Source organism: Segatella paludivivens DSM 17968 = JCM 13650 (assembly GCF_000373185.1).
GTDB classification, from domain to species: Bacteria; Bacteroidota; Bacteroidia; order Bacteroidales; family Bacteroidaceae; genus Prevotella; species Prevotella paludivivens.
In genome coordinates, this window is record NZ_KB890686.1 from 108,756 (window position 1) to 134,013 (window position 25,258).

A 25,258-nucleotide genomic window follows, 5' to 3' on the forward strand; every position below is an offset into this window, starting at 1 on the left:
TGCTTGTAAGGCAGATGCTCTAAACCAACTGAGCTAAACGCCCTTACTTCTGTAAAGCGTGTGCAAAAGTATAGNTATTTTTTTAAAGTACCAAATAACGTAGATTCTTTTTACATTTTTTAATATTCATCGCGATTTGGTAAAAAAAAATCCCTGCAATCTTGAAAGACTACAGGGATTAACCCAAGTGGGCGTTGACGGATTCGAACCGCCGACCCTCTGCTTGTAAGGCAGATGCTCTAAACCAACTGAGCTAAACGCCCTTACTTCTGTAAAGCGTGTGCAAAAGTAACACTATTTTTTTATAATGCCAAATAATAATGATATTTTTTATTTAAAATATATTCTTGAAAAAGTATGTGTATTTTCACCTATTTTATAAACAACAAGTTTTCTGCACTAGTCTATCAGAGCGGGTTATTAATACTTATATCACTGACTATCAACAACTTTACTTGCTACACGCTGACAATGGTCAGTATGTCATATTATTATTTGACTCATGTCAAGAAATTGGCATATTTCATAAAAATGGAATATATTTGTATATCGAATGTAAAATAATGGCTGTATCTTTGCATCGTAAATAGAGATTTACAGAGGATAAAAGGATAACAAACGTGGGAAAAAAGTTAACCCACAAAATTATGAAAGGAAAAATTATGATGACAGTAATGATTGTATTAGCGATAGTAATCGCTGTTGTTGCTCAAGCAGTAAATGTGAACAACAAAATCCAAATGGGAAAATAACTTCCCATTGGAGTTTTAGAGACAAAGAAAGTAATAATCACTAAATTGAGAGAAAGGAAAAAATTATGAGAAAGATTGTAGAAAGCATTAAAAAAGCGATAAAAAAAATCATTAGAGGATACATGATCGGCATGAAACAGTATGGAGAAGCGCTACTTCGTGGAGGCTCATACGGATGTGTTTAGTGTAGAAATCCAATAGGCTTTAAATAACAAAAGGGCTGCAAACCGAAATTGATTCGGTATTGCAGCCCTTTTATTTTATACTTTTGTATTTTATTCTGTAATCTGAACTGTCGCACGACGGTTGAACTCAATAGGCTTAAGAGTTTCTGATCCACCAAATACGGCTGTCTTAATATTGCTGCGAGAAACGCCCATCTGTATAAGTTGATCTACAACAGTATTAGCACGATTTAGAGAAAGCTTCTTATTGATTTCAGGTGTACCAGTTGCTGAATCGGCGTAACCTGTTACAAGAATATTAGAGTTATTCTCTATTGCATACTTTGCAAGAGCGCGAACATTTACAAGGTCCTTCAAAGAAGAAATGTCTATCTTACCAATATTGAAGAATATTGAAATAGGAGTTGTCACGAACTCTTTTACACTCTTAATTTCTGTAACCTTAACAGTTGTAGTATCCTTCTTAGCATTTGCTTTACGAAGTTGTTCATTTTCACTTGTTAAGTCTGCCAACTGAGCATTTAGAGCGTCAAGCTGAGACTGTGACATAGAGTTTATTGCATCTGAGTCAAGGGACTTGCTCCACATTCCTTTACCCAAGTTCAATGTAACACCAACTTCAGCATAGAGATTATTGTCTTTAGAGTTCCATCCACGACTGTTATTTTTACCGCCATTCTGTACGCCATCAAAATCATTTTCCAATCTGTTATATCCTAGTTCTGTGTATACACTAAGTTTATTACAAATCTTCCAAGATGAATTAATACCAGCACTAAGCTGCATTGCATATAAATTTGAATTGCAGTTACGTGATAGACCACCACCAACAAACGGAGTTAAATTCCAAACACGATTAGGATTGTAACCATAAAGCATATTACTCAAATTGAACATAATCTGCTCATTGAGCATCCAATAATCAAAGTCATTTGAAGAAACTTGAGGACCAACCTGCTTCGCTCTCCACATCTGAACTTTTGTACGCAATCCGATACTAGGAGTAAACCATTTGCCTATAGCAATAGCACCACCGAATGTTGTACGTTCACTATCAAACAAACCATAACTGTCTCCGTTTTTCAATCCGAGCCCATGTTCCTGATTTGAAATCCAAGAGTTGTAATCACCACCTAGTTGTACAAACCAGTTACTCCAAAAAGAATTAGTTGAAACGCTATGCTTCAATACAGGTTCTGTTTCCTGCGCGAAAGAAGCGTAAGAGCATCCTACTAAGGCTAAAGTCATTAATAGTTTTTTCATAAGCCGTATTATTTGTAAATATAAGTTTATATCGCAAAGATAATACAAATTCTATATAAATATATCTTTTTTATTAAAAGTTTTACAATAGATGAAAAAACTTTTTATCCTAACAAATGCTCTATCTCATTCTGTTTCAATATACATAGAATGTTTTTGCCGTCAGGAGTGTAGTTTGGATTTGAAGAAGCAAAGAGACTGTTGAATATATTTTCCATTTCATCATTGCTCAATACCTGTCCGAAAGGAATTGCGGCATTACGTGCAAGGGTCAAAGCCAAAGCACTATTTGTCTCATCATTTATATCGCCTGCCTTTTCCTGTGCCGACACAATAATATTGTGCACAAGTTCAACAACGTTTAATCCCTCTATACCTGCAGGAATTGCATTTATCGCATAGCTCCCCCCCCCCAGAGCTGTAATTTCAAAACCAAGTTTAATCATTTCGGGTTCAATCTTATTCAAGGTAACATCCTCTGTTGCTGAAAGATGAAAACTTTCTGGGAATAAGACTTTTTGTGATGAGACCTCTCTATTCTTCATTTGTTCAAGATATTTATCATAGAGTATTCTCACATGAGCACGATGCTGATCGACAATCATCAGTCCTGACTTTACAGCTGTCATAATATAACAACCCTTGTACTGATAATGTGCTGGGGATTTCTCAGCGATAACATTTTCCATTGGAGTATCATCTACCTCTTGAGTAGGTGGAGCCATCTTTGATGTAAATAGTTCTGTCTCCTGACTTGTCTGATTTTTCAATCCATTGTAAAGACTTTCCCATTTGTCAGCTGACTTTGTTTGAGGTTGAGCACTCCCCCCTGTATTAAAAGGATTGTATGTTGGGTTGAATTGAACTTTAGGAGCTGATACATTGTTTTCTGGATTATAAACGGGTATATCAGGACGTCCTTGGGTATCAAAATCTATAGACGGAACATCATTAAACATCCCTACAGCTTCCTTCACTGATGCTGAAAGAATCTGCCATATTGCCTGTTCATTCTCAAACTTGATTTCAGTTTTTGTAGGATGGATATTTACATCTATGTCCTCTGTATTAATATCAAAGTAAATAAAATAAGGCACTTGCTCACCCATTGGAACCAGACGATCAAAAGCATTCATCACAGCCTTACTGAAATAAGGATGCTTCATATATCTGCCATTAACGAAAAAATACTGGTGTGCCCCCTTTTTGCGAGCAGATTCAGGCTTGCCTACATATCCAGATATCTTACACATTGAAGTATCTACTTTGACTGAAAGCAAATCCTGATTGAGACGTTTGCCGAAAACATCTATGATGCGCTGACGCAATACGCCTGCTTTAAGATTAAACATTTCGGTACCGTTACTATGCAAAGTGAAAGATATGTCAGGATAAACCAATGCGATACGCTCAAAAGCTGTTATAATGTTATTGAGCTCCGTAGAGTTTGATTTAAGAAACTTACGGCGTGCAGGAACATTATAGAACAAATTCTCTATCGAGAAATTACTTCCCACAGGACAAGAGCATGGTTCCTGACCAGTAAACTTACTACCAGAAATCGATAAAAGAGTACCTATTTCATCAGAAGCTTGACGAGTCTTTAGTTCTATCTGTGCCACTGCTGCAATAGAAGCTAAAGCCTCACCACGGAAGCCCATCGTGTGAAGAGAAAATAAGTCCTCTGCACTACGTATCTTTGATGTTGCATGACGTTCAAAAGACAATCTGGCATCAGTTTCAGACATTCCTTTACCATCGTCTATCACCTGTATAGAAGTTCTTCCTGCATCAACAACAAGAACGTTAATATTCTTAGCTCCTGCGTCAACAGCGTTTTCAACCAACTCCTTAATAACAGAAGCTGGACGCTGAATAACTTCACCTGCAGCAATTTGATTAGCTACCGAATCAGGCAATAACTGTATTATGTCACTCATAAAATGTCGTTAAAGTAAAAATATTAAAACAAGAAAAAACGCACAAGAAGGAAAACGAACATGACCATATTAGCTACATAGTTACGAATTCCTTTCTAAGTGCATAAAGAGATGTATGTGGTATTATTTAAAATAATGCCTTTATGTAATTTTCTTTGCCAATACTGCATGAGAAAAATACCAAATCTATAGTAAGTATTCTATATGCAAAATATCTTAGATTGAATAGCTTGAAACTTATTTCTCTGTATTGTCAATATTCTGTAGCGGTGCTTTTTTGCGACCTATCGGCTTTAATTTATTATCATCTCCTTTCCCTCTCCAGAAGAAAACATCAGCAGGTCCTGTTGGACGCAAGTTATCAAACCATGCGAATTCAGGAAGCTTATATTTATTTGGAGGAATCTGTGTCATTGGATACATAACACTTTGATTCTTCGGAGTCCATATCTTTTGAAGTTTTCTGTCTGGAGAAATATAAAGTTTCATCGTGTCCGTTTCTGTATAAACTAACCCTTGAAGCGTGGAATCCTTATCATCGACAGGAAAATATACAGTCTTCACATTTCCAAAAGCGACGACCCTACGTACATTTCCTTTTACAAAATAAGTCGTTATCTCCTTACTTGATAGTTGGTTATAATGTTTTTTGTCGGGCATAAGTTCTATACTGAGTGCCTGACCTATTACATGCGCCTCACGCACTGTACTATCTTGCAAATATACCTTTATTATTTCACCCAAAATCTGTCTATCTGTATTCCACGCAATAGGATCTTTATACATAGTCATACATGAATCCTTTGAATTGTAAACTAGAGAATCACATATAGCCTGAACATCACTGCGGAAAACCTTTGTATGCTTGAAGCAATGCACTTTACGATATACAGAATCCGTATTTATATTGAATGTATAAATCTTCATAGAGTCGGCATGCATATACAGAGTATCCTTTTGTGAATATTCTTTCGCCAAGGCATGGCCTGTAGCCCATCCACGACCAGTTTTCTCATTATAAACAAGACGATGACCTAAAAGTTGGTTCTTGTTTTTTTTGTCTACATATATCACGTTACCATATCCACGTGCAAGTCCGGTTTTCTTACTATAGAAAAGACTATCTCCTGTAATTTCCTTATTCTTATCGGTAACTGTTGAACGACTATACATCTCTGCCTTATCAGTCTTACTGTTGAAATACGCATCAGTCGTATTTATGACACTACCTTTTTGAATAATTTTACTTGGACCTACAACGTGTGCAATAGACTTCTTTGTATCATAATGCAATTCATCTGTAGTGATGATACGGTTGCTACTATGCATCTTCACATTATACCAGAAAACAGCCTCACGAGTTTGTGTATTATAATCTCCCCAATCTGACGACAAGCGATCTTTTCCATCAACAAGACGCCCCCCCTCAAAGAAATAAGCATAATTGTTGAAACGATCAAAATCAAGACTATCAGTATAAAGGACCTTATTACCATGATGAAGCACAACATTATTTCGAGCCTCTAGTAATTGGCGCATACCATCATAAGAAGCACGTTTCGCAACCAAAGACAATTCACGTCCCTGCACATAGCGTACATGACCAAAAGCCTTTACGGAGTTAGACTCCTGAAAAAAATAAGCACTGTCACACCAAAGACTTGCACCTTGATGAGTAAAATGAACACGGCCTTTTACTATTTGTGCATCTGGATTAGGACCAAATTGATCGAATTTAAGTATGTCCGCATGAACAAGATACACTCTGTCATCCATATTCACGCGTTTAACCTTACGACCAGCAGCACCGATAGTTTGGAATAAGCTTAGTCCAAACAGGCACAAAACCGCCGGAACGACGATTCTATGCCCGAAGATATATCGTATTATATTGCTAAACTTCATTTATTTAACCCATCCTTGATATTCAAAATTACAATCCTTATATCGTGGATTCATGCGGACATATGTCTGCTTAATCTTATTAACAACCCAATCGTGAAGTTTTTTCTCACGTTCCTTAGCCTCAACAACATCCTGCATAGTCTGGAAATCTTCAGTTATCTTTGCACGATGACCATCTATTCTACTTCTCAGTTTAACAATAGCAACTACTGTCTTTCCTTTTGAATTTATCATCTTGAAAGGAGCTGAAATCTCACCAACCTTCATTGTATCAATAACACTTGCCACCTCTGTAGCAAGATTCTTCATCTGGAACCTAGAAGTTACTTTACCAGTCTGATTATCGCTATATGCCATAAGTCCATGGTTGTTGCGGGTATCCTTATCTTCAGAAAGATATGAACATGCCTCCTCAAAAGTAAATTTCTTAGTTTTGATATCATTGCTTATGGAATCCAAACGACCTATTGCCTGATTGATTTCCTTATCAGATACTTTTGGCTTAATAAGTATATGGCGTACCTTTATCTTATCACCTCGTTTATCAATAAGTTGGATAATATGATAACCAAACTCAGACTCTACTATTTTTGAAACTTTCTTTGGATCAGTAAGATTAAAAGCTACATTCGCAAAAGCTGGATCCAAGGTTCCACGACCTGTATAATCCATTTCTCCACCCTGTCGTGCAGAGCCAGGATCTTCTGAATACAAACGTGCTAGAGTTGCAAAAGAAGTTTCACCCTTTGTAACACGGTCTGTGAAACTACGAAGTTGGTCTTTCACTCTATTTATTTCAGACTGCGGAATACGTGGTTGGCGCACAAGAATCTCTACTTCCACCTCTGTAGGAACAAAAGGAATACTATCTTGTGGTAAATCCTTAAAATATTTACGCACATCAGACGGTGTAACAGATATATTCTCAACAAGTTTATGACGCATTTTCTCTATCAGTTGACGATTTTTGAAATCATCATGCAAATCAGAACGCATCTCGTTTACAGTCTTACCCTGATATTCTTCAAGCTTTTCACGTGAACCTGCAGAATTAATCCAAAAATTAATTTGTTGGTCAACACTACTTGCAATATCTGATTCTGTAACTTGCAAAGAGTCTATCTCGGCTTGATGAAGATACAACTTCTGCACTGCCAATTGTTCAGGAATAGTACAGTCAGGATTACCTCCCCACTTTACGCCCTCCATTTCACCTTGCAGTCGCATCTGCTCTACATCAGACTTTAAAATAGGCTCATCACCTACGACCCAAACAACTTCGTCTACGACGCTATGTTCAGGAGCTTTCTGTACAGTTGGTTTAACCTTTACAGTATCTTCTGTATTAGACATTATACCATCTGTCTTATTAGCTTTAGCTGACATTCCTGTAAGGAGCAGTAGCCCAAGGAAGCCGGTAAATATTTTATATCCCTTATTCATAAATTCTATTTTATTTCAATATTATATTAAGATTTAAAAGACTAATGCTTATTAACCGTAGCGAGAACAGCATGATTAACGCTAACAGGATATTTTTTGCGTAAAGTCTCAACCCAGCCTTTTTCAAGATATTCCTGATAATCATTGACCACCAGTTGACGAACATCAGAAAAGTCTTCAGGAGACTTCAATTTCTTTCCATAAACATTTTCGTAAGGATAATCTACAAGATGCTTATATGGTTTATTCTGTTTGAACACAAGATTATCTACCAACAAGTTATCTCCTATTTTAAACATACCCTTGTCTACAAGTATTCGGAAGCTATTTTTATTAAATGTTCTTTTCAATATATCTGACCATTCTGAAAAATCCGTTTTGCGCAGGATCTTCTTTACAGCTTTCAAATCATCCTTGTATTTTGTATGATAAGCAATACCCTTAAACCTAGGTTGCTCCCATTTATATTTCTTTTTATTTTTCTTGAAATACTTAAATAATGCGGCTTCATCAGTTGTAGCATTCTTCCAAACGGTACGATTACTGATTTCAAACATCAAAAGTCCGTCATGATATTCTTTTATAAGATATTTCAAAGAAGGGTCTTCCGACTCCATTTCCTGTGTTTTTTTTTCAAGAACGTCCGACACCGTTACGTGCTGTGATTTTGATATAGAATCCAAACGTGCATTGATCATGTTCTCACGAATGCCGCGTTGTTCTATAAACTTTATAATATCAGTGCGCAACGAATCATAAGGGAAAAAGTTGCGACTGTCTTTCTTCAATATAATATGGTAACCAACAGGCGACATAAATGGTCTGCTAATCTGCCCATTTTTAAGAGCAAAAGCCTGTTTTTCAAATTCAGGAAAAGTTTGTCCATATTGTATCCATGGCAATTCACCACCATTAACAGCTGATTCTTTATCATCAGAATATTTCTTTGCCAACTGTGCAAAATCAGCACCATTGAGTAATGCTGCATATATAGAATCTATACGTTGCTTTGCTAATACATCTTTTTCCTGTGGGGCACGTTGATTAAGTCTTAAAAGTATATGCGCAACCTTTACAATTCCCCCGTGTGAGTCTATTTTCTTTTGAGTCTCATTGTATATACGATACGCTTCTGTTTCTATATCAGCATCAGTTATTATAGAAGGTCTAATCTGTTTTTCCCTATAAGATGCAAACTCATTTTGATATGACTTCATCGTATCTAAATGAGCATCAAGGGCAGCCTCAACCTTAAGCTTATAATTGATGAAAAGGTCAACATAATCATCAACTGATTTTCTATCAATGACTCCGGTTGAATTATTCTTGTTGTAAGAATACTCAAATTCGGAACGCAATACTGGCTTACCATTAATTGTCATTAAAACTGGATCTGCAGACTGCGCAAAAACCATGCTCCCGTTTAGGAGCATGGCCATTAACACTGATATAGTTTTTTTACATTTCATTATTATTCAGGGCGAGAATAGTTTGGAGCCTCACTAGTGATAGTGATATCATGTGGATGGCTCTCTAATACACCCGCATTTGTAATACGAGCGAATTTCGCATTATGCAATGTATCAATAGAGTTTGCACCACAATAACCCATACCTGAACGTAAACCACCCATAAGCTGATAAATCACCTCTTGAACAGTTCCCTTGTAAGGAACTCTACCGGCAATACCTTCCGGAACAAGTTTATTTGCTTCCTTTATATCATTCTGGAAATAACGGTCACGAGAACCATTCTTCTGTTCCATGGCTTCCAAAGAACCCATTCCACGATAACTCTTAAACTTACGACCGTTAAAAATGATTGTTTCACCTGGACTTTCTTCTGTTCCAGCTACAAGTGAGCCAATCATAACACAACTTCCTCCAGCTGCAAGAGCCTTGACAATATCACCAGAATAACGGAGTCCACCATCAGCAATCAAAGGAACACCTGTACCCTTTAGTGCTGAGTAAACGTCATACACAGCACTAAGCTGTGGTACTCCAACACCGGCAACAACACGTGTTGTACAAATTGAACCAGGACCGATACCAACCTTAACTGCATCAGCACCATTATCAACAAGATATTTGGCAGCTGCACCAGTTGCAACATTACCAACAATAACATCAACGTTAGGGAAAGCAGCCTTTACTTGCTTAAGTTTTTCAACAACACCTTTTGAATGTCCATGGGCAGTGTCAATAACAATAGCATCAACACCTGCTTCAACTAAAGCCTTAGCACGATCCATTGTATCAACAGTAACACCAACACCAGCTGCTACACGAAGGCGTCCCTTTTCGTCTTTACAAGCCATTGGCTTATCCTTTGCCTTAGTAATATCTTTATATGTAATAAGACCAACAAGATGATTTTCTTTGTCTACTACAGGAAGTTTTTCAATTTTATGCTCTTGTAATATCTGTGCGGCAGCAATAAGATCTGTCCTCAAATGTGTTGTTACAAGATTTTCTTTTGTCATAACGTCATCAATCAACTTATCCATGTGACGTTCAAAACGCAAATCGCGATTTGTAACGATACCGACCAGGTGATTATCTTCATCAACAACTGGAATACCTCCAATATGATAATCATGCATCATATCAAGTGCATCTTTCACTGTACTACCACGACGAATCGTGACAGGAGCATAAATCATTCCATTCTCGGCACGCTTGACAATAGCGACCTGACGTGCTTGGTCTTCGATTGTCATGTTCTTATGAATAACACCTATACCACCTTCACGAGCAATTGCTATTGCCATTGAAGCTTCGGTAACAGTATCCATAGCTGCGGTCACAAATGGAACATTCAAACTGATGTTACGTGTGAACTTGGTTTTCAACTCTACCTCTTTAGGTAGTACCTCTGAGTAAGCAGGGATTAGAAGGACGTCGTCAAAAGTAAGGCCGTCCATTACAATTTTATCTGCAACAAATGATGACATATTGTAACTTTAAAAATTTATTGCGTGCAAATATAGTAATAATTTTCCACATAGGTACTATACGTTCACCATTTTATTATTCAATTAATGCTATTTAACGTCAGTTTAGTTTGCCATTTCAGATAAGAATTTAATCCTTACAAGACGAATTTCATCTTCTGAATAATCTTCGCCTAACTCTTCTATTGCGTCCTCAAGATTATCGGTCTCGCTCTCATTGAAATAATCATAGATATCGTCTATGTGATCATCGTCTATGACATCTTCAATGAAATAATCAATATTTATTTTAGTGCCACTATATACTATTGCCTCAATTTCATCTAAAAGTTCTGGCAACTCCATTCCTAAGGCATCTGCTAAATCATCAAGCGCAACCTGACGGTCTATGCTCTGAATTATCTTCACTTTCGTAACGCTTTTCTTAGCAACAGTACGCACACGAAGTTCCTCTGCACGCTCAATGCCATTCTCCTCACAATGACGTTTTATCAATTGAAGGAATTCTTTACCATATCGTTTTGCCTTACCAGCTCCGACTCCTTGAATCTGTTGCAGTTCTTCATTCGTAACAGGGTACATTGTAGCCATTTGCTCCAGAGACTGGTCCTGAAAAATAACATATCCTGGAATATTCAGTTTCTGAGCCATTCTCTTACGAAGGTTCTTCAACATTATAAACAACTCCGGATCAAGTGCCGCAGCTACAGAATCTCCGCATTCTTCCTCATAATCATCCTTAAATTCATTATCCATTACAATAAAGAATTTCTCAGGATCTTTTACAAAACGTCTACCGGCAGCAGTAACCTTTAATAATCCATAGTTTTCAACATCTTTTTTGAGAAAACCTGCTATAAGTGCCTGACGGATAACAGGATTCCACAATTTAGGATTTTCGTCTTCGCCAGAGCCAAACTCTTCTAATTGATCATGATGATGAGACACGATGTCATCCGTTCCGCGTCCTTTGACAAAATCTATAATATATTCCTGACGGAAATTTTCTTTTATTGCTAGTATTGACTTCAATACCACTAACAAAGCCTTACTAGCTTCTATTTTCTCTTTCGGGTGAAGACAATTATCGCAGTTGTGACAATTTTCCTTATTATACTCCTCACCAAAATAATGAAGTAACATTTTGCGACGGCACACAGAAGATTCAGCATAAGCAGCTGTTTCCTGAAGTAATTGTCTGCCTATATCCTGTTCAGCAACAGGCTTACCCTCCATGAATTTTTCTAATTTCTTAAGATCTTTCTGTGCATAAAAAGCTATACATATACCTTCTCCTCCATCACGCCCAGCACGACCTGTTTCCTGATAATATCCCTCAAGACTTTTTGGTATATCATAATGTATCACAAAACGTACATCAGGCTTATCAATGCCCATTCCAAAAGCTATCGTAGCGACAATTACATCAATACGTTCCATGAGGAAATCATCCTGAGTTTGTGAACGTGTTGAACTGTCTAGTCCAGCATGATATGGAGCTGCCTTTATTTCATTTGTTTTGAGAACTTCAGAAAGTTCTTCAACCTTTTTTCTAGAAAGACAATATATGATACCACTCTTACCTTCATGCTGTTTGATAAATTTGATAATTTGCTTATCAATATCCTGTGTTTTAGCACGCACCTCATAGTAAAGGTTAGCTCTATTGAAAGAACTTTTGAATTCCTTAGCATCAGAAATTCCAAGGTTTTTCTTTATATCAGTACGTACTTTGTCTGTTGCGGTTGCGGTAAGCGCTATAACAGGAGCATTGCCTATCTTACCTATTGTAGGTCTGATATTTCTGTACTCTGGGCGAAAATCATGTCCCCACTCAGAAATACAATGCGCCTCATCGATAGCATAAAATGATATCTTCACCGATTTAAGAAACTCAACATTTTCTTCCTTGTTAAGAGATTCCGGGGCTACATACAGCAACTTCGTAACACCACTTTTCACATCATCCATAACCTGTTGTATAGATGCTTTGTTTAGTGATGAGTTCAAATAATGTGCTACTCCTGATTCCTCACTCATACCATTGATAACATCAACCTGATTTTTCATCAACGCTATAAGAGGAGAAATAACGATAGCCGTACCTTCCATTATCAATGAAGGTAATTGATAACATAAGCTTTTACCTCCGCCGGTAGGCATAAGCACAAACGTGTCATTACCATCCAACAGATTATTAATAATAGCTTCCTGATCGCCTTTGAACTTGTCAAAGCCGAAATAATGTTTGAGTTGCTGTGTAAGATTAACTTCCTTTGTCATATAACAAGTAGTTTCTTAATCCATTATATTAGATTTGTCTTTCATTTAATTGCAGCTGGCAATGCTTATTACCAGCTGCAATCTAATTTTATATATTATGCAGTTTCCAAATTCTGCAAATGAGACTTATTAAGCTGAGCCTTAGCATAGTCCAAAGTGACAGTAAAGCTCTTAGTTCGCTTTGAAGGGATTTCAAACATCGCGTCCATCATTATAGACTCCACGATAGACCTCAAACCACGGGCACCTAACTTATACTCCACAGCTTTTTCAACTATGAAATTCAAGGTATCTTCATTAAATTCAAGTTTTATGCCATCCATATCAAATAGTTTCTCATATTGTTTGATAATAGAATTCTTGGGTTCTACTAGTATGCGTCGAAGTGCATCATGATCAAGCGGATTAAGATATGTAAGAACAGGAAGACGACCTATTATCTCAGGAATAAGTCCAAAAGATTTCAAGTCCATAGGCTGTACATATTTCATAAGATCAGCCTTATCTATCTTGCTGACATTCTGCACTGAATTATATCCCACAACGTGAGCATTCATTCTCTGTGCTATTTTACGCTCTATGCCGTCGAAAGCTCCACCGCAGATGAACAGAATATTCTTAGTATCCACATGAATATAGTCCTGATCAGGATGTTTGCGTCCTCCCTTTGGCGGAACATTAACCATAGTACCTTCTAAAAGCTTCAACAATCCTTGCTGAACTCCCTCACCACTAACGTCACGAGTGATTGAAGGATTATCGCTTTTACGCGCGATTTTATCTATCTCGTCAATAAATACGATTCCACGTTCTGTTGCCGCTACATTATAATCGGCAACTTGCAACAGACGACTTAAAATACTTTCAACATCCTCACCTACGTATCCTGCCTCTGTAAAAACGGTTGCATCTACAATAGTGAAAGGTACATCAAGCATCTTCGCAATGGTACGTGCCAAAAGAGTCTTACCAGTTCCAGTGCTTCCTACCATTATAATGTTGCTCTTTTCAATTTCCACACCATTGTCATCTACAGGTTGTTGCAGACGCTTATAATGGTTATATACGGAAACAGAAAGAAAACGTTTAGCCTCGTCCTGTCCGATAATATACTCGTCAAGATATTTTTTTATATCTTTCGGTTTAGGAACCTTATTAATCTTGAAAGAGTTCTCTTTTCCTCCATTATGCTGTTCTTCATCTGCCAAGCCCGCACTTTGTACTATTTCATAAGCCTGATGCGCACAATTCTCACAGATATAACCGTTTAGGCCAGTTATAAGCAGCTTAACTTCGTTTTCGCCCCTTCCGCAGAAACTACATACCTTTTTTGTCATATTATTTCTTACGTATCAATACATCATCAATCATGCCATATTCCTTAGCTTCATCAGCATTCATCCAATAGTTTCTGTCACTATCCTGCCATACCTTATCAAAAGGAGTATGAGAATGATTTGATATAATTGTATAAAGTTCTTTCTTGAATTTTTGTATTTCTTTAGCTTCTATTTCAATATCAGAAGCCTGACCTTGCACACCACCCAGCGGTTGATGAATCATCACACGACTATGAGTAAGTGCAGAGCGCTTTCCTTCTTGACCAGAAACCAGCAAAACTGCAGCCATAGATGCCGCCATACCTGTACATATAGTAGCAACATCACTGCTAATAAACTGCATTGTATCATAAATACCAAGTCCAGCAGTCACACTACCACCAGGACTATTGATATAAATAGATATATCCTTACCACTATCTACAGAATCCAAATAAAGGAGTTGTGCCTGTAGAGTATTGGCCGTATAATCATCAATCTCTGTTCCGAGGAAGATTATACGATCCATCATAAGGCGTGAAAACACATCCATCTGGGTAACATTCAACTGACGTTCCTCAAGAATGTATGGATTCAGATACTGAGACTGTGCTTTCATCACGTCATCCAGTGCCATACCATTCATGCCTAAATGCTTAGTAGCATATTTTCTAAAATCATTCATAATATAAAAATATCGTTCATTTAAAGATAAAAAAAAGAGAGGCTATCGCCCTTTTATTATATCTATCTTGCAAATATGATGCCAACGCTGAAACGTCAGACGATCTTTACATAGACAAAGATAATAAAAAAAGACGATAACCTCTTTATAAAAGAAGTTTTTTTTCAAAAAAACTATTATTCTTGCATCATTTTATTGAAGTCATCAAGGCTTATTTCCTTTTCGTTAAGTTTTACGGAATCTTTCAATGCAACAACAAGCTTGCGGTCTACTGCGCGATCAACAAGTCCGTCAATATTTTCTTTCTTCTTAAGGATTTCCTTAGCGTAGTTCTCAACATATTCATCCGGAACATTGTTCATGCCATACTGAGCGAACTGTGTACGAGCTGTTTCTTTTGCTGCATCCAAAATGTCAGCATCATCAACCTTAATATCACGAGCAGAAACCAATTGTTCCTTAATTATGTGCCATGTAAGTTCATTTATGCTCTGTTCGTAGTTCTTTTCAACAAAATCCTCACCCTTTTCACTGTTATTATTCAACATGATGCGCTTAAGCAAAGCATCTGGGTATTCAAGTTTACCGACTTTCTTCTCGCAATAAGCACGAACATCAAGAATAAACTTATAGTCTGCATCAACAGAGAGCTGCTCTTTAAGACCTTCAGCAATCTTGTTACGGAATTCTTCTTCGCTCTTTACAGTATCCTTACCAAACAACTGATCAAAAAGTTCCTGATTTAGATCATGCTTCTTAAATCGTTGGATCTCAGTAATCTGATAACTGAAATCAGCAGTAAGTTCCTTTGCAGCTTCACGCTCAATCTTCAACAATGAAGATATTTCTGTATCATTCTCTGGGTAAGCCTTCTTTGGATTAAATGTTATTACATCACCAAGTTTAGCACCTTCGAAAAGTTTCTTCTGATCGTCAACCTTAATGTATTCAGGCATCAAGACAGCACTCTCTACAGTTATGCCACCTTCTTTTGTATTACCTTTCTCGTCAAGTTCGCGGATGTCACCCTTAAGCATATCATTGCCTTCGAATGCTTCAACCTTATCGTAACTGCCAGCACGTGAAGCAAGCATGTCAACCTGACGGTCGATAAGTGCGTCATCAACAGTAATTGTATAATGATCAAGTTTGTTATGACCATCAAGAACCATCTTGAATTCAGGAGCAACAGCTATATCAAAAACGAAAGTGAAATCAGTGCCTTTTTCCAAATCCTGTGGTTCCTGTTTCTCTGAAGGAAGAGGCTCACCAAGCATTTGAATCTTGTTGTCGTTTACATACTTGTAAATCTGCTCACCAATAAGTTTGTTGATAGCATCCATCTTTGCAGATGTGCCAAACTGTTTCTTTACGAGACCCATTGGAACCATACCAGGACGGAAACCAGGGTAATTAGCCTTCTTACGATAATCTTTCAATGCCTTCTCGACATTCTCTTTGTAATCAGCTTCTTCGACAGTAATAGTCAACAGACCATTGATCTTGTCAGGATTTTCAAATGAAATATTCATCTTCTGATGTTTTTGTTTTATTATTATTTTTTTATTGTTTGGCAATTTTCGGATCGCAAAATTACTGATAATTAGCGAATATACCTAATATATAAAAGAAAAATTTGTTTTTTTAACCATACTAACACTATACATTCTTCTTACCCAGAAGACATCAAAATTTATTCAGCATGTGTTTTCAAATCATTTTCTTCTTCTATCTGCTCTTCCAAAGCCTCGTCTTCTTCATTAGGCTTAAATCTGCGATAAACGAAATTCTCACTAAGATAATTTTTTCTTACTATTGGATTCGCAGCCAATTCCTCTGAAGAACCATGAAAAAGTATTCTACCTTCGAAAAGCAAATAAGCCCTATCGGTGATAGATAAAGTCTCCTGCACATTATGGTCGGTAATAAGAATACCGATATTGCGATATTTCAAACGCCACACAATATGTTGTATATCCTCTACGGCAATTGGGTCGACACCGGCAAAAGGCTCATCAAGCATAATAAACTTAGGGTTAATTGCAAGACAGCGCGCTATTTCAGTACGACGACGCTCTCCACCAGAGAGCTGATCACCTTTGTTTTTACGAACCTTTGTAAGGCGGAATTCTCTTATTAGACTTTCAAGTTTTTCAAGTTGTTGTTCATGAGATAGCTTAGTCATTTCCAACACCGACATGATATTGTCTTCCACGCTCATTTTTCTGAACACACTAGCCTCCTGTGGAAGATATCCAATACCAGCACGGGCACGCTTATATACTGGATAATCCGTAATTTCGGTATCATCCATATACACATGTCCCTCGTTTGGAACTACCAGACCAGTCGTCATATAGAAAGAAGTAGTCTTACCCGCGCCATTAGGCCCAAGAAGTCCGACTATCTCACCTTGTTTCACATTAATGCTCACGCCATTGGCAACAGTACGTTTACCATAACGCTTCACAAGTCCTTCCGTACGAAGGGTCGTAAGCTTTGTTTCGTCCATAAATTCATGAATTTGGATGCAAAGTTAATTTAAATCACCATGAATACAAAATAAAAAACAAAAACTATTCTCAATATTGCAGTTTTTTAGAGAAATTTGGTTACTTTTGCAACAAACAACAAAGGATAATAACATGTTTATAATTAAATTATTATATAAATATCTCACGACATTTGGCGATTACCTTATTCTTATTGGGCGTTCTTTATCTCGTCCAGAAAGAATGAGAATGTTTTTTAAGCAGTATATAAAAGAAATGTCCCAACTTGGTGTTAATTCAATTGGTATTGTTTTGCTTATATCTTTTTTCATCGGTGCAGTTATCTGTATACAAATGAAAGTAAACATACAGAGTCCATGGATGCCACGCTGGGTTTCCGGATATACCACTCGTGAGATTATGCTTCTTGAATTTTCTAGTAGCATCATGTGCCTTATCCTTGCAGGAAAAGTTGGTTCAAACATTGCTTCAGAATTAGGAACGATGCGTGTAACACAACAGATTGATGCACTTGATATAATGGGAGTTAACTCTGCAAGCTATCTTATTCTTCCAAAAATTATGGGATTGATGACGATTATGCCATTCCTTGTTATATTCAGTTCTGGCATGGGTATTGTCGGAGCTTATGGCACGGCCTATCTAGGTCACATGCTTTCTCCTGATGATTTGACACTTGGAATACAACATTCTTTTAATCCATGGTTCATGTGGATGAGCATCATCAAGAGTATGTTTTTTGCATACATCATAGCTAGTGTCTCATCATTCTTTGGATATACAGTTAAAGGCGGATCCATTGATGTTGGAAAAGCCAGTACCGACGCTGTTGTTTGTAGCAGTGTACTGATTTTATTTTCAGACGTATTCCTCACACAGTTATTATCATGATTGAAGTAAAACATTTATATAAGTCTTTCGAAGACAAAACTGTCCTAAACGACATTAATGCAGTATTTGAGGACGGGAAGACCAACCTTATCATCGGACAGAGTGGTAGCGGTAAAACTGTTTTGATGAAAAACCTTGTTGGGTTGCTAACTCCAACTAGTGGTGAAGTGCTATACGACAATCGCGATTTCATCACAATGAGTAAAAACGAGAAAGTAATGATGAGACGCGAAATGGGAATGATTTTTCAAAGTGCAGCTCTCTTCGACTCTCTTACAGTGTTGGAAAACGTGATGTTCCCATTGGATATGTTTTCTAGTATGAATTACAGGGAACGTGTAAAAAGAGCACAGGAGTGCTTGGATAGAGTAAATCTTATTGATGCACAGCAAAAATTTCCTGGAGAGATTTCTGGAGGTATGCAGAAGCGTGTCGCAATAGCAAGAGCTATTGTGTTGAATCCTAAATATCTTTTCTGCGACGAACCTAATTCTGGACTTGACCCTAAGACGTCTCTTGTTATTGATGAATTGTTAACAGGAATAACAAAAGAATACAGTATGACAACGATCATCAACACCCATGATATGAATTCAGTTATGGGAATTGGTGAAAACATATTATTTATCTATAAAGGTAACAAGGAATGGCAAGGTACTAAAGACGACATCATGAGCAATACAAATGAAAAGCTCAACGACCTTGTCTTCGCCAGCGACCTATTCAGAAAAGTAAAGAAGGCTGAGATGGCTGAAAAAAAATAAAAGTATTTATCGCATATACCAAATACCCTTACGCTTAACCATTGGCACGGCTACTTGTTCTGTGGTTTTATCACCATAAGTAAGCAACAGATATGCATCTCCAGTATTATGTATAGTATCAATTTCTGCATTAGATACAGCTATTTTCTTTATTCCTTTATGGTCTTCATTCTGTTGTCCAACAAACATCTTAGCATTAGCGACCAACTGCTCTCGATAATTATCGGGTATACGATCAGGCTGATTCATTCCGTCTACGAAAGCTTCATAATCACCATTCAACAAGTAGTCATAATATATCTTAGCAGTTTTCCCTACAATCTCACTAGGATCTTTCTTCTGTGAACTACAAGAGAATAAAACTGTTACAAGCAGTAATATATAGAATATCTTTTTCATAATATAAAAATACCCCTCATCATAAAAGATGAGGGTAATTATTTTTTATTTTTGTCTGATAAAAATATTTATTGGACATCCGTGCATACTCCAAGTCTCACGTATTTTATTTTCAAGGAAACGACGATAATTTTCCTTTACATACTGAGGAAGGTTAGCATAGAATACGAATGAAGGAATCTGAGTATTTGGCAACTGTGTACAATATTTTATCTTTATATACTTGCCCTTTAGACTCTGAGGAGGATTTGCCTCTATGATTGGCAACATTACCTCATTGAGCTTAGAAGTTCCAACATGTGCTTTGCGGTTAAGATAAACTTCCTTAGCAGTCTCTAGAACTTTAAATATTCTCTGTTTTGTTATTGCTGAAACAAATATTATTGGGAAGTCAATAAATGGAGCCATACGACTACGTATCGCTGCCTCAAAAGTATCAATCACCTTTTGACTCTTATCCTCTACAAGGTCCCATTTGTTTACAACTAAAACAAGACTCTTGTTATTTTTCTGAATAAGTTGGAATATGTTCATATCCTGTGCCTCTATACCACGAGTTGCGTCTATCATAAGTATGCAGACATCACTGTTTTCTATAGAACGGATAGAACGCATGACGCTATAAAATTCCAAGTCCTCACTAACTTTGTTTTTCTTACGGATACCAGCGGTGTCTACAAGATAGAAATCAAAGCCAAACTTGTCATAACGTGTATAAATACTATCTCTTGTAGTACCAGCTATTTCTGTTACGATATTTCTATCCTCACCTATGAAAGCATTTACGATACTACTTTTTCCTGCATTTGGTCTGCCAACTACAGCGAAACGAGGAATATCATCCTCGACAATCTCTGGATTTTCCTGAGGTAGTTTGTCAATAACCAAATCCAATAAGTCACCAGATCCACCACCAGTTGCAGCACTGATACACTGAGGTTCACCCAATCCCAATTTATAGAATTCAGCAGCTTCATAGTATTCTCCGCTGTTGTCAACTTTATTAGCAACAAGGATTACAGGAAGTTTTGCACGACGCAATATTGTCGCAACATCCTCATCCCAGTCTGTCACACCAGTTGTTACATCAACCATGAACAAGACAAGGTCTGCCTCTTCAGTAGCTAATAAAACCTGGCGACGAATAGCATCCTCAAAGATATCATCTGAATTTACGACCCAACCACCAGTATCTACTACTGAAAATTCTTTTGAGCCCCAAGAGCACTTTCCATATTGACGGTCTCTTGTGGTACCAGCGGTATCACTTACGATAGCGCGGCGTGATTGTGTCAAACGATTAAAAAGTGTAGACTTTCCCACATTCGGGCGTCCTACAATTGCAACTAAATTTGCCATAAAATTGTTTAATTTCTGAAGTTATACATTCTTCGGCCCTCCTAAAGGAGAGTTTGCTCTCATTCCATTCAGAGCCAAAAGTAATATTATTTATAGCTCACATATATGAGCCTCTTATGATTATTCTGGATTATATCCAAAGCTGTCAAGTTCTCTTTGCGATGAACGCCAGTCCTTGTCAACCTTAACAAAAGTCTCAAGATAGATTGTCTTATCAAAGAATCTTTCCAAAGCCTTGCGCGATTCTGTATTTACCTTTTTCAACGCAACTCCCTGATGACCGATAATTATACCTTTCTGACTATCTCTTTCTACATATATCACTGCATTGATATATATTTTGCGTTCATCTTCCTTGAATTGTTCAACTTTTACTTCCACACTATAAGGAATTTCCTTATCATAATAAAGAAGAATTTTCTCTCGGATGATTTCACTTACAAAGAACTTAGCCGGTTTATCTGTTAGCTGTTCCTTATCAAAATAAGCAGGAGATTCAGGAAGCAGTTCCTGTATGCGTTTTAGCAAAATATCTACACCAAACTTATTCTTTGCCGAAAGAGGCAATATTTCAGCATTAGGAAGTAGAGAATGCCATTTCTCGACCATGTCACCAAGTTTATTTTGGTCACTCTCGTCTATCTTGTTTATCAGCAATAATACAGGAATAGACATTTTTTTTACCTTTTCTAGAAAGTCAAGGTTTTTCTCAGGGTTTTCAACCACATCGGTTACATAAAGCAAGATATCAGCATCATTAAGAGCTGATTCTGAGAAAGCTAACATCATTTCCTGCATCTTGTAGTTTGGTTTCAAGACTCCAGGGGTATCAGAAAAGACGATCTGGCAATCGTCAGAATTAACGATGCCCATTATACGATGACGAGTTGTCTGCGCTTTGAATGTAGCGATGCTTATGCGTTCGCCTACAAGTTGGTTCATCAAAGTACTCTTGCCAACGTTTGGATTTCCCACTATATTTACAAAACCTGCTTTATGCATACCATATACTGTTTATAACAAACAAAAGAAACGCATTCTTTCTAAAAAATGAGAAGGATGCGTTTCATTATCATTTTGACTTAAAGTCGTTATTTCGTTGCCGCTGAAGAAGTTCCGCCATCATAAGCCCACTTATAATAAGATGCGCCATGAACGAAACCAGCTCCAAATGCCGTAAAGATGACATTATCACCTCTCTTAAGTTTGCTTTCGTGATCCCAAAGAGCCAAAGGAATTGTTGCAGCACTGGTATTGCCATAATGCTCAATATTCACAACGACTTTATCCATAGGAATTCCAGCTCGCTTTGTTACAGCTTCAATGATTCTGAGATTTGCCTCATGAGGGACAACCCAATCTACATCATCAGCTGTCAAATTATTCATCTCCAATATCTTAGTGACATCGTCACTCATATCAGTAACAGCATAACGGAATACCGTACGACCTTCCTGATAAAGATAATGCAAACGATGATCTACAGTAAAATGAGAAGGAGGACAAACAGAACCACCGGCCTTCATGTGTAGGAAAGGAAGTCCCTGACCATCTGTACGAAGGTATGAATTCTGCACACCGTAACCATCCTCATCACTTGCTTCCAACAATACGGCTCCCGCACCATCACCAAACAAAACGCAAGTCTGACGATCAGTATAGTCAACTAATGAAGACATCTTATCTGCACCGATAACGATAACCTTCTTATATCGACCACTCTGTATCATCGCAGCTGCGACGTCAAGCGAATAAAGGAATCCACAGCAAGCAGCCTCGAAATCAAATGCAAAAGCATTCTTCAAACCCAGCTTACCCAATACAATTGAGGCTGTAGATGGAAATTTATAATCTGGGGTAGTAGTGGTAACGATGAGTGCATCAATAGAATCTGGATCAACTCCCGTCTTCTGGATTAGCTGCTTTGCAGCCTTACGTGCCAGATAACTGGTACCAAGTCCTTCTTCAGTGAGTATTCTGCGTTCTTTGATTCCCACGCGAGTGGTTATCCACTCATCAGTTGTATCTACCATACGCGACAACTCCTCATTATTGAGGACATAGTCTGGCACATAGCCACCAACCCCGGTGATTATCGCGTTGATTTTGCCCATTATTCTGCTACTTCCTTAACAACAGCAACCTTGCCTCTATAGTAACCGCAAGTTGGACATACTGTGTGATAAACATAGTAAGCGCCACAATTTGGACATACTGCCAATGTAGGAGCTACTGCCTTATCATGAGTTCTTCTCTTAAGTGTACGAGTCTTTGACTGTCTTCTTTTAGGATGTGCCATAATTTTTAAATCTTTTAATTTTAATTTTAATCTTCAATTTTTAGATTAGAAAGCGCTGCCCAACGTGGATCTACATCAGTCTCAATTTTTTCCCCACTACTTCGGGTAGCAGAATGCTCTTCGAGCTTCTTTATCATAGCCGGATTGCATTTTCCAGGTGCATGCACGTGCTTGATGGGAATGTTGAGCTCAGTAAATTCATAAATGAACCATGCGACATCAAGTATTCCTTCGTCCTCAATCACCGTCACAAGGTCATCATCTTCTGAGTAGTTTTCTCCAAATTTAGCAGCAAGGCGATTATCGGTATTAATCTTCTGTTCCATATCATCAAGACATAGATCACAAGGAACCATCACCGAGCCTTCTATATGGAAATTCAGGTCATAATAGTCATTGGTTCTGTTAACCAACAAACTGACATGCAAATTGCCTCGTTGCACTTCCGCCGTCTCTAAAGACTCAAAAAATGCATCGTCAAGCTCAAACTCAAAAGGCGTTGCGCCTTGTTCCAAGCTCTTTAGGTCAATTTTAAAGGATTCTAAACTCACCATACGGGCTGCAAAGTTACGAATATTTTCTGATATATAACAATTAAAAGGCAAAAAAATTAGTTTTTTACTAATCAACTGATGTTAAACTTATTAGCTTTGGGGCATTAGGGAGTTCTATGCAAAACACGGTTCCCTTTCCAATATCTGAATACTTAACAAATATTTTGCCTTTATGGTAGTCTTCTACTATTCTTTTAGCTAATGACAAACCGAGTCCCCATCCTCTCTTCTTTGTAGTGAATCCAGGACGAAACACATTATTTATGTCTTTAGACTTTATACCTTTTCCTGTATCAGATATTTCTATAAACACAATGTCAGCACTTTCAATCACCTTAACAGTTATCGTTCCTTTCATTCCACTCATTGAGTCAATTGCATTCTTGAACAGATTCTCCACGACCCATTCAAATAGAGATGCATTTAGCATAATAGTAATGTCATGATCAGGCAAATCCCTCACCAGATTGATACTGCTAGGATTCCGTTTTCCCATATAATCAATAACATGATTAAGTACATCTATCAAGTTTACAGGACATAAAGCTGGTAAAGAACCTATTTTTGAAAATCTTTCTGCTATAATCTGCAAGCGTTTCACGTCTTTCTCCATCTCAGGTACCAAAGGTTCTTCGGGATAGTCTTCCTTAAAAATCTCTATCCATGCAAGAAGACTAGATATTGGGGTACCAAGCTGATGAGCCGCTTCCTTACTCATTCCAACCCAAATCTTGTTCTGTTCAGCCTTTTTTGAAGCAAGCAATGCAAAGATCACAATTGCAACGAATATCAATACTACGCCCAACTGGACATAAGGATAATAAGTAAGTCTCTTTAGGATGACAGAATCGTCGTAACAAACATCAATATAATCATGCGTACGATTATCAATAGAAATTCTAACAAACCTTCCAGAGCCTTTCATTATTGCCGCTCTGCGTGATGCATCTCTGAGACTGTCAGCATAGTTATATCCCTTCAAGTCAACATTTCTAAATATCTGTGCTTTGCCTGATTTATCTACTACTATTACAGGAATAGTATTATTTTCATTTATTACCTTTAATACAAGGTTAAGGTCAGTATTATCATCAGCAACGCTCAAAGAGCGCATAGCTTGAGCCAACACCTCCATTCGTGTAGTTTCCTCATGAAATAGGTCGCGAATGAGAAGATGGGAAACAACAAGAGATAAAGCGACTATAACTATAGCCACAAAAATCAAAAGTAATTTCATCTTTCTTATTCTATCGGTCCACTTCATATTATGGAAACGAAATATCACAAAAAATATTGCAACGCAATAAGATTAATCCTTATTATCCGAGCTATAAGCATTATCGGATTTTAACAGATCTATAAGATCTATAAAAGTAATCAGATCAATCGGGAGTTATCCAAAATATCTGATAGCTCGGATTATATAAACACAAAAAAGCCTCGAAAGATATTGCTATCTTCGAGGCTTCTATTTAAAAGAAGGCGGCTACCTACTCTCCCGCATTGTATTGCAGTACCATCGGCGCAAGTGGGCTTAACTTCTCTGTTCGGAATGGGAAGAGGTGGGACACCACCGCAATAACCACCTGATATGGGTTATGACGTATTTTTCACAAGCAAACTGTAAGAAACCTTAGTTCTTACCACTATCTTAAACAACTCAAAGTATGACCTCCCGAAAGAAAGTTTCGGGCAATTAGTAGTGCTCGGCTTTGACGTCACCGTCTTTACACCTGCACCCTATCAAC

Annotated in this window: 20 protein-coding genes, 1 tRNA gene and 1 rRNA gene; 2 read left to right on the plus strand and 20 right to left on the minus strand. The window is 37.5% G+C overall.

Annotation, left to right across the window (positions count from 1 at the left end; genetic code table 11):
* Nucleotides 1–188: 188 nt before the first annotated feature.
* The 12 genes from B045_RS0113925 to lptB form a co-directional block, all read right to left on the minus strand.
* Nucleotides 189–263 (minus strand) — tRNA-Val (locus B045_RS0113925).
* Nucleotides 264–1,027: 764 nt separating this feature from the next.
* Complete coding sequence (locus tag B045_RS0113935) at nt 1,028–2,200, minus strand: OmpA family protein (protein ID WP_018464887.1); 1,173 nt, start codon at nt 2,198–2,200, stop codon at nt 1,028–1,030.
* A gap of 104 nt (nt 2,201–2,304) precedes the next feature.
* Nucleotides 2,305–4,140, minus strand: a complete 1,836-nt coding sequence (mutL, locus tag B045_RS0113940) for a DNA mismatch repair endonuclease MutL (RefSeq protein WP_018464888.1) — start codon at nt 4,138–4,140, stop codon at nt 2,305–2,307.
* A 237-nt stretch (nt 4,141–4,377) separates the two neighbouring features.
* A complete protein-coding gene (locus tag B045_RS0113945) occupies nt 4,378–6,045 on the minus strand; it encodes an OstA-like protein (RefSeq protein ID WP_018464889.1) in 1,668 nt (555 codons plus the stop codon).
* On the minus strand, nt 6,046–7,488 hold the full coding sequence (locus B045_RS0113950) for a peptidylprolyl isomerase (RefSeq protein ID WP_018464890.1): 1,443 nt from the start codon (nt 7,486–7,488) through the stop codon (nt 6,046–6,048). It abuts the gene before it with no gap.
* A 41-nt stretch (nt 7,489–7,529) separates the two neighbouring features.
* Nucleotides 7,530–8,957: a peptidylprolyl isomerase gene (locus B045_RS0113955; RefSeq protein ID WP_025883745.1), complete on the minus strand. Its 1,428-nt coding sequence runs from the start codon at nt 8,955–8,957 to the stop codon at nt 7,530–7,532.
* A 2-nt stretch (nt 8,958–8,959) separates the two neighbouring features.
* Complete coding sequence (gene guaB, locus B045_RS0113960) at nt 8,960–10,444, minus strand: IMP dehydrogenase (RefSeq protein ID WP_018464892.1); 1,485 nt, start codon at nt 10,442–10,444, stop codon at nt 8,960–8,962.
* Nucleotides 10,445–10,549: 105 nt separating this feature from the next.
* Nucleotides 10,550–12,727, minus strand: a complete 2,178-nt coding sequence (recQ, locus tag B045_RS0113965; protein WP_018464893.1) for a DNA helicase RecQ — start codon at nt 12,725–12,727, stop codon at nt 10,550–10,552.
* A gap of 95 nt (nt 12,728–12,822) precedes the next feature.
* Complete coding sequence (clpX, locus tag B045_RS0113970) at nt 12,823–14,064, minus strand: ATP-dependent Clp protease ATP-binding subunit ClpX (RefSeq protein ID WP_018464894.1); 1,242 nt, start codon at nt 14,062–14,064, stop codon at nt 12,823–12,825.
* A gap of 1 nt (nt 14,065) precedes the next feature.
* Complete coding sequence (clpP, locus tag B045_RS0113975) at nt 14,066–14,731, minus strand: ATP-dependent Clp endopeptidase proteolytic subunit ClpP (RefSeq protein ID WP_018464895.1); 666 nt, start codon at nt 14,729–14,731, stop codon at nt 14,066–14,068.
* Nucleotides 14,732–14,907: 176 nt separating this feature from the next.
* The gene (gene tig / locus B045_RS0113980) at nt 14,908–16,263 is read right to left on the minus strand and encodes a trigger factor (protein ID WP_025883749.1); all 1,356 of its coding nucleotides are present in this window, start codon (nt 16,261–16,263) and stop codon (nt 14,908–14,910) included.
* 161 nt (nt 16,264–16,424) lie between these two features.
* The gene (gene lptB, locus B045_RS0113985; protein WP_018464897.1) at nt 16,425–17,243 is read right to left on the minus strand and encodes an LPS export ABC transporter ATP-binding protein; all 819 of its coding nucleotides are present in this window, start codon (nt 17,241–17,243) and stop codon (nt 16,425–16,427) included.
* Between the two features lie 133 nt (nt 17,244–17,376).
* Between lptB and B045_RS0113990 the strand changes: the two genes are divergently transcribed.
* Complete coding sequence (locus B045_RS0113990) at nt 17,377–18,135, plus strand: MlaE family ABC transporter permease (protein ID WP_018464898.1); 759 nt, start codon at nt 17,377–17,379, stop codon at nt 18,133–18,135.
* A complete protein-coding gene (locus tag B045_RS0113995; RefSeq protein WP_018464899.1) occupies nt 18,132–18,899 on the plus strand; it encodes an ABC transporter ATP-binding protein in 768 nt (255 codons plus the stop codon). The genes B045_RS0113990 and B045_RS0113995 overlap by 4 nt, the downstream gene beginning before the upstream one ends.
* 6 nt (nt 18,900–18,905) lie before the next feature.
* Here B045_RS0113995 and B045_RS0114000 read toward each other — a convergent pair whose 3' ends face one another.
* The 8 genes from B045_RS0114000 to rrf form a co-directional block, all read right to left on the minus strand.
* Nucleotides 18,906–19,298: a DUF4878 domain-containing protein gene (locus B045_RS0114000; protein ID WP_018464900.1), complete on the minus strand. Its 393-nt coding sequence runs from the start codon at nt 19,296–19,298 to the stop codon at nt 18,906–18,908.
* A gap of 45 nt (nt 19,299–19,343) precedes the next feature.
* A complete protein-coding gene (der, locus tag B045_RS0114005) occupies nt 19,344–20,657 on the minus strand; it encodes a ribosome biogenesis GTPase Der (protein WP_018464901.1) in 1,314 nt (437 codons plus the stop codon).
* Nucleotides 20,658–20,777: 120 nt separating this feature from the next.
* Nucleotides 20,778–21,659, minus strand: coding sequence for a GTPase Era (gene era, locus B045_RS0114010; RefSeq protein WP_018464902.1), 882 nt, complete (start codon nt 21,657–21,659; stop codon nt 20,778–20,780).
* A gap of 89 nt (nt 21,660–21,748) precedes the next feature.
* Nucleotides 21,749–22,771 (minus strand): beta-ketoacyl-ACP synthase III, encoded by a 1,023-nt coding sequence (locus B045_RS0114015; protein ID WP_018464903.1) that lies wholly within the window; start codon nt 22,769–22,771, stop codon nt 21,749–21,751.
* On the minus strand, nt 22,771–22,956 hold the full coding sequence (gene rpmF, locus B045_RS0114020; RefSeq protein WP_007135457.1) for a 50S ribosomal protein L32: 186 nt from the start codon (nt 22,954–22,956) through the stop codon (nt 22,771–22,773). The genes B045_RS0114015 and rpmF overlap by 1 nt, the downstream gene beginning before the upstream one ends.
* A 26-nt stretch (nt 22,957–22,982) precedes the next feature.
* Nucleotides 22,983–23,510: a YceD family protein gene (locus B045_RS0114025; RefSeq protein WP_018464904.1), complete on the minus strand. Its 528-nt coding sequence runs from the start codon at nt 23,508–23,510 to the stop codon at nt 22,983–22,985.
* Nucleotides 23,511–23,577: 67 nt separating this feature from the next.
* On the minus strand, nt 23,578–24,774 hold the full coding sequence (locus B045_RS0114030) for a sensor histidine kinase (protein ID WP_025883755.1): 1,197 nt from the start codon (nt 24,772–24,774) through the stop codon (nt 23,578–23,580).
* A gap of 213 nt (nt 24,775–24,987) precedes the next feature.
* A 5S ribosomal RNA gene (gene rrf, locus B045_RS0114035) occupies nt 24,988–25,100 on the minus strand.
* Between the last annotated feature and the right edge of the window lie 158 nt (nt 25,101–25,258).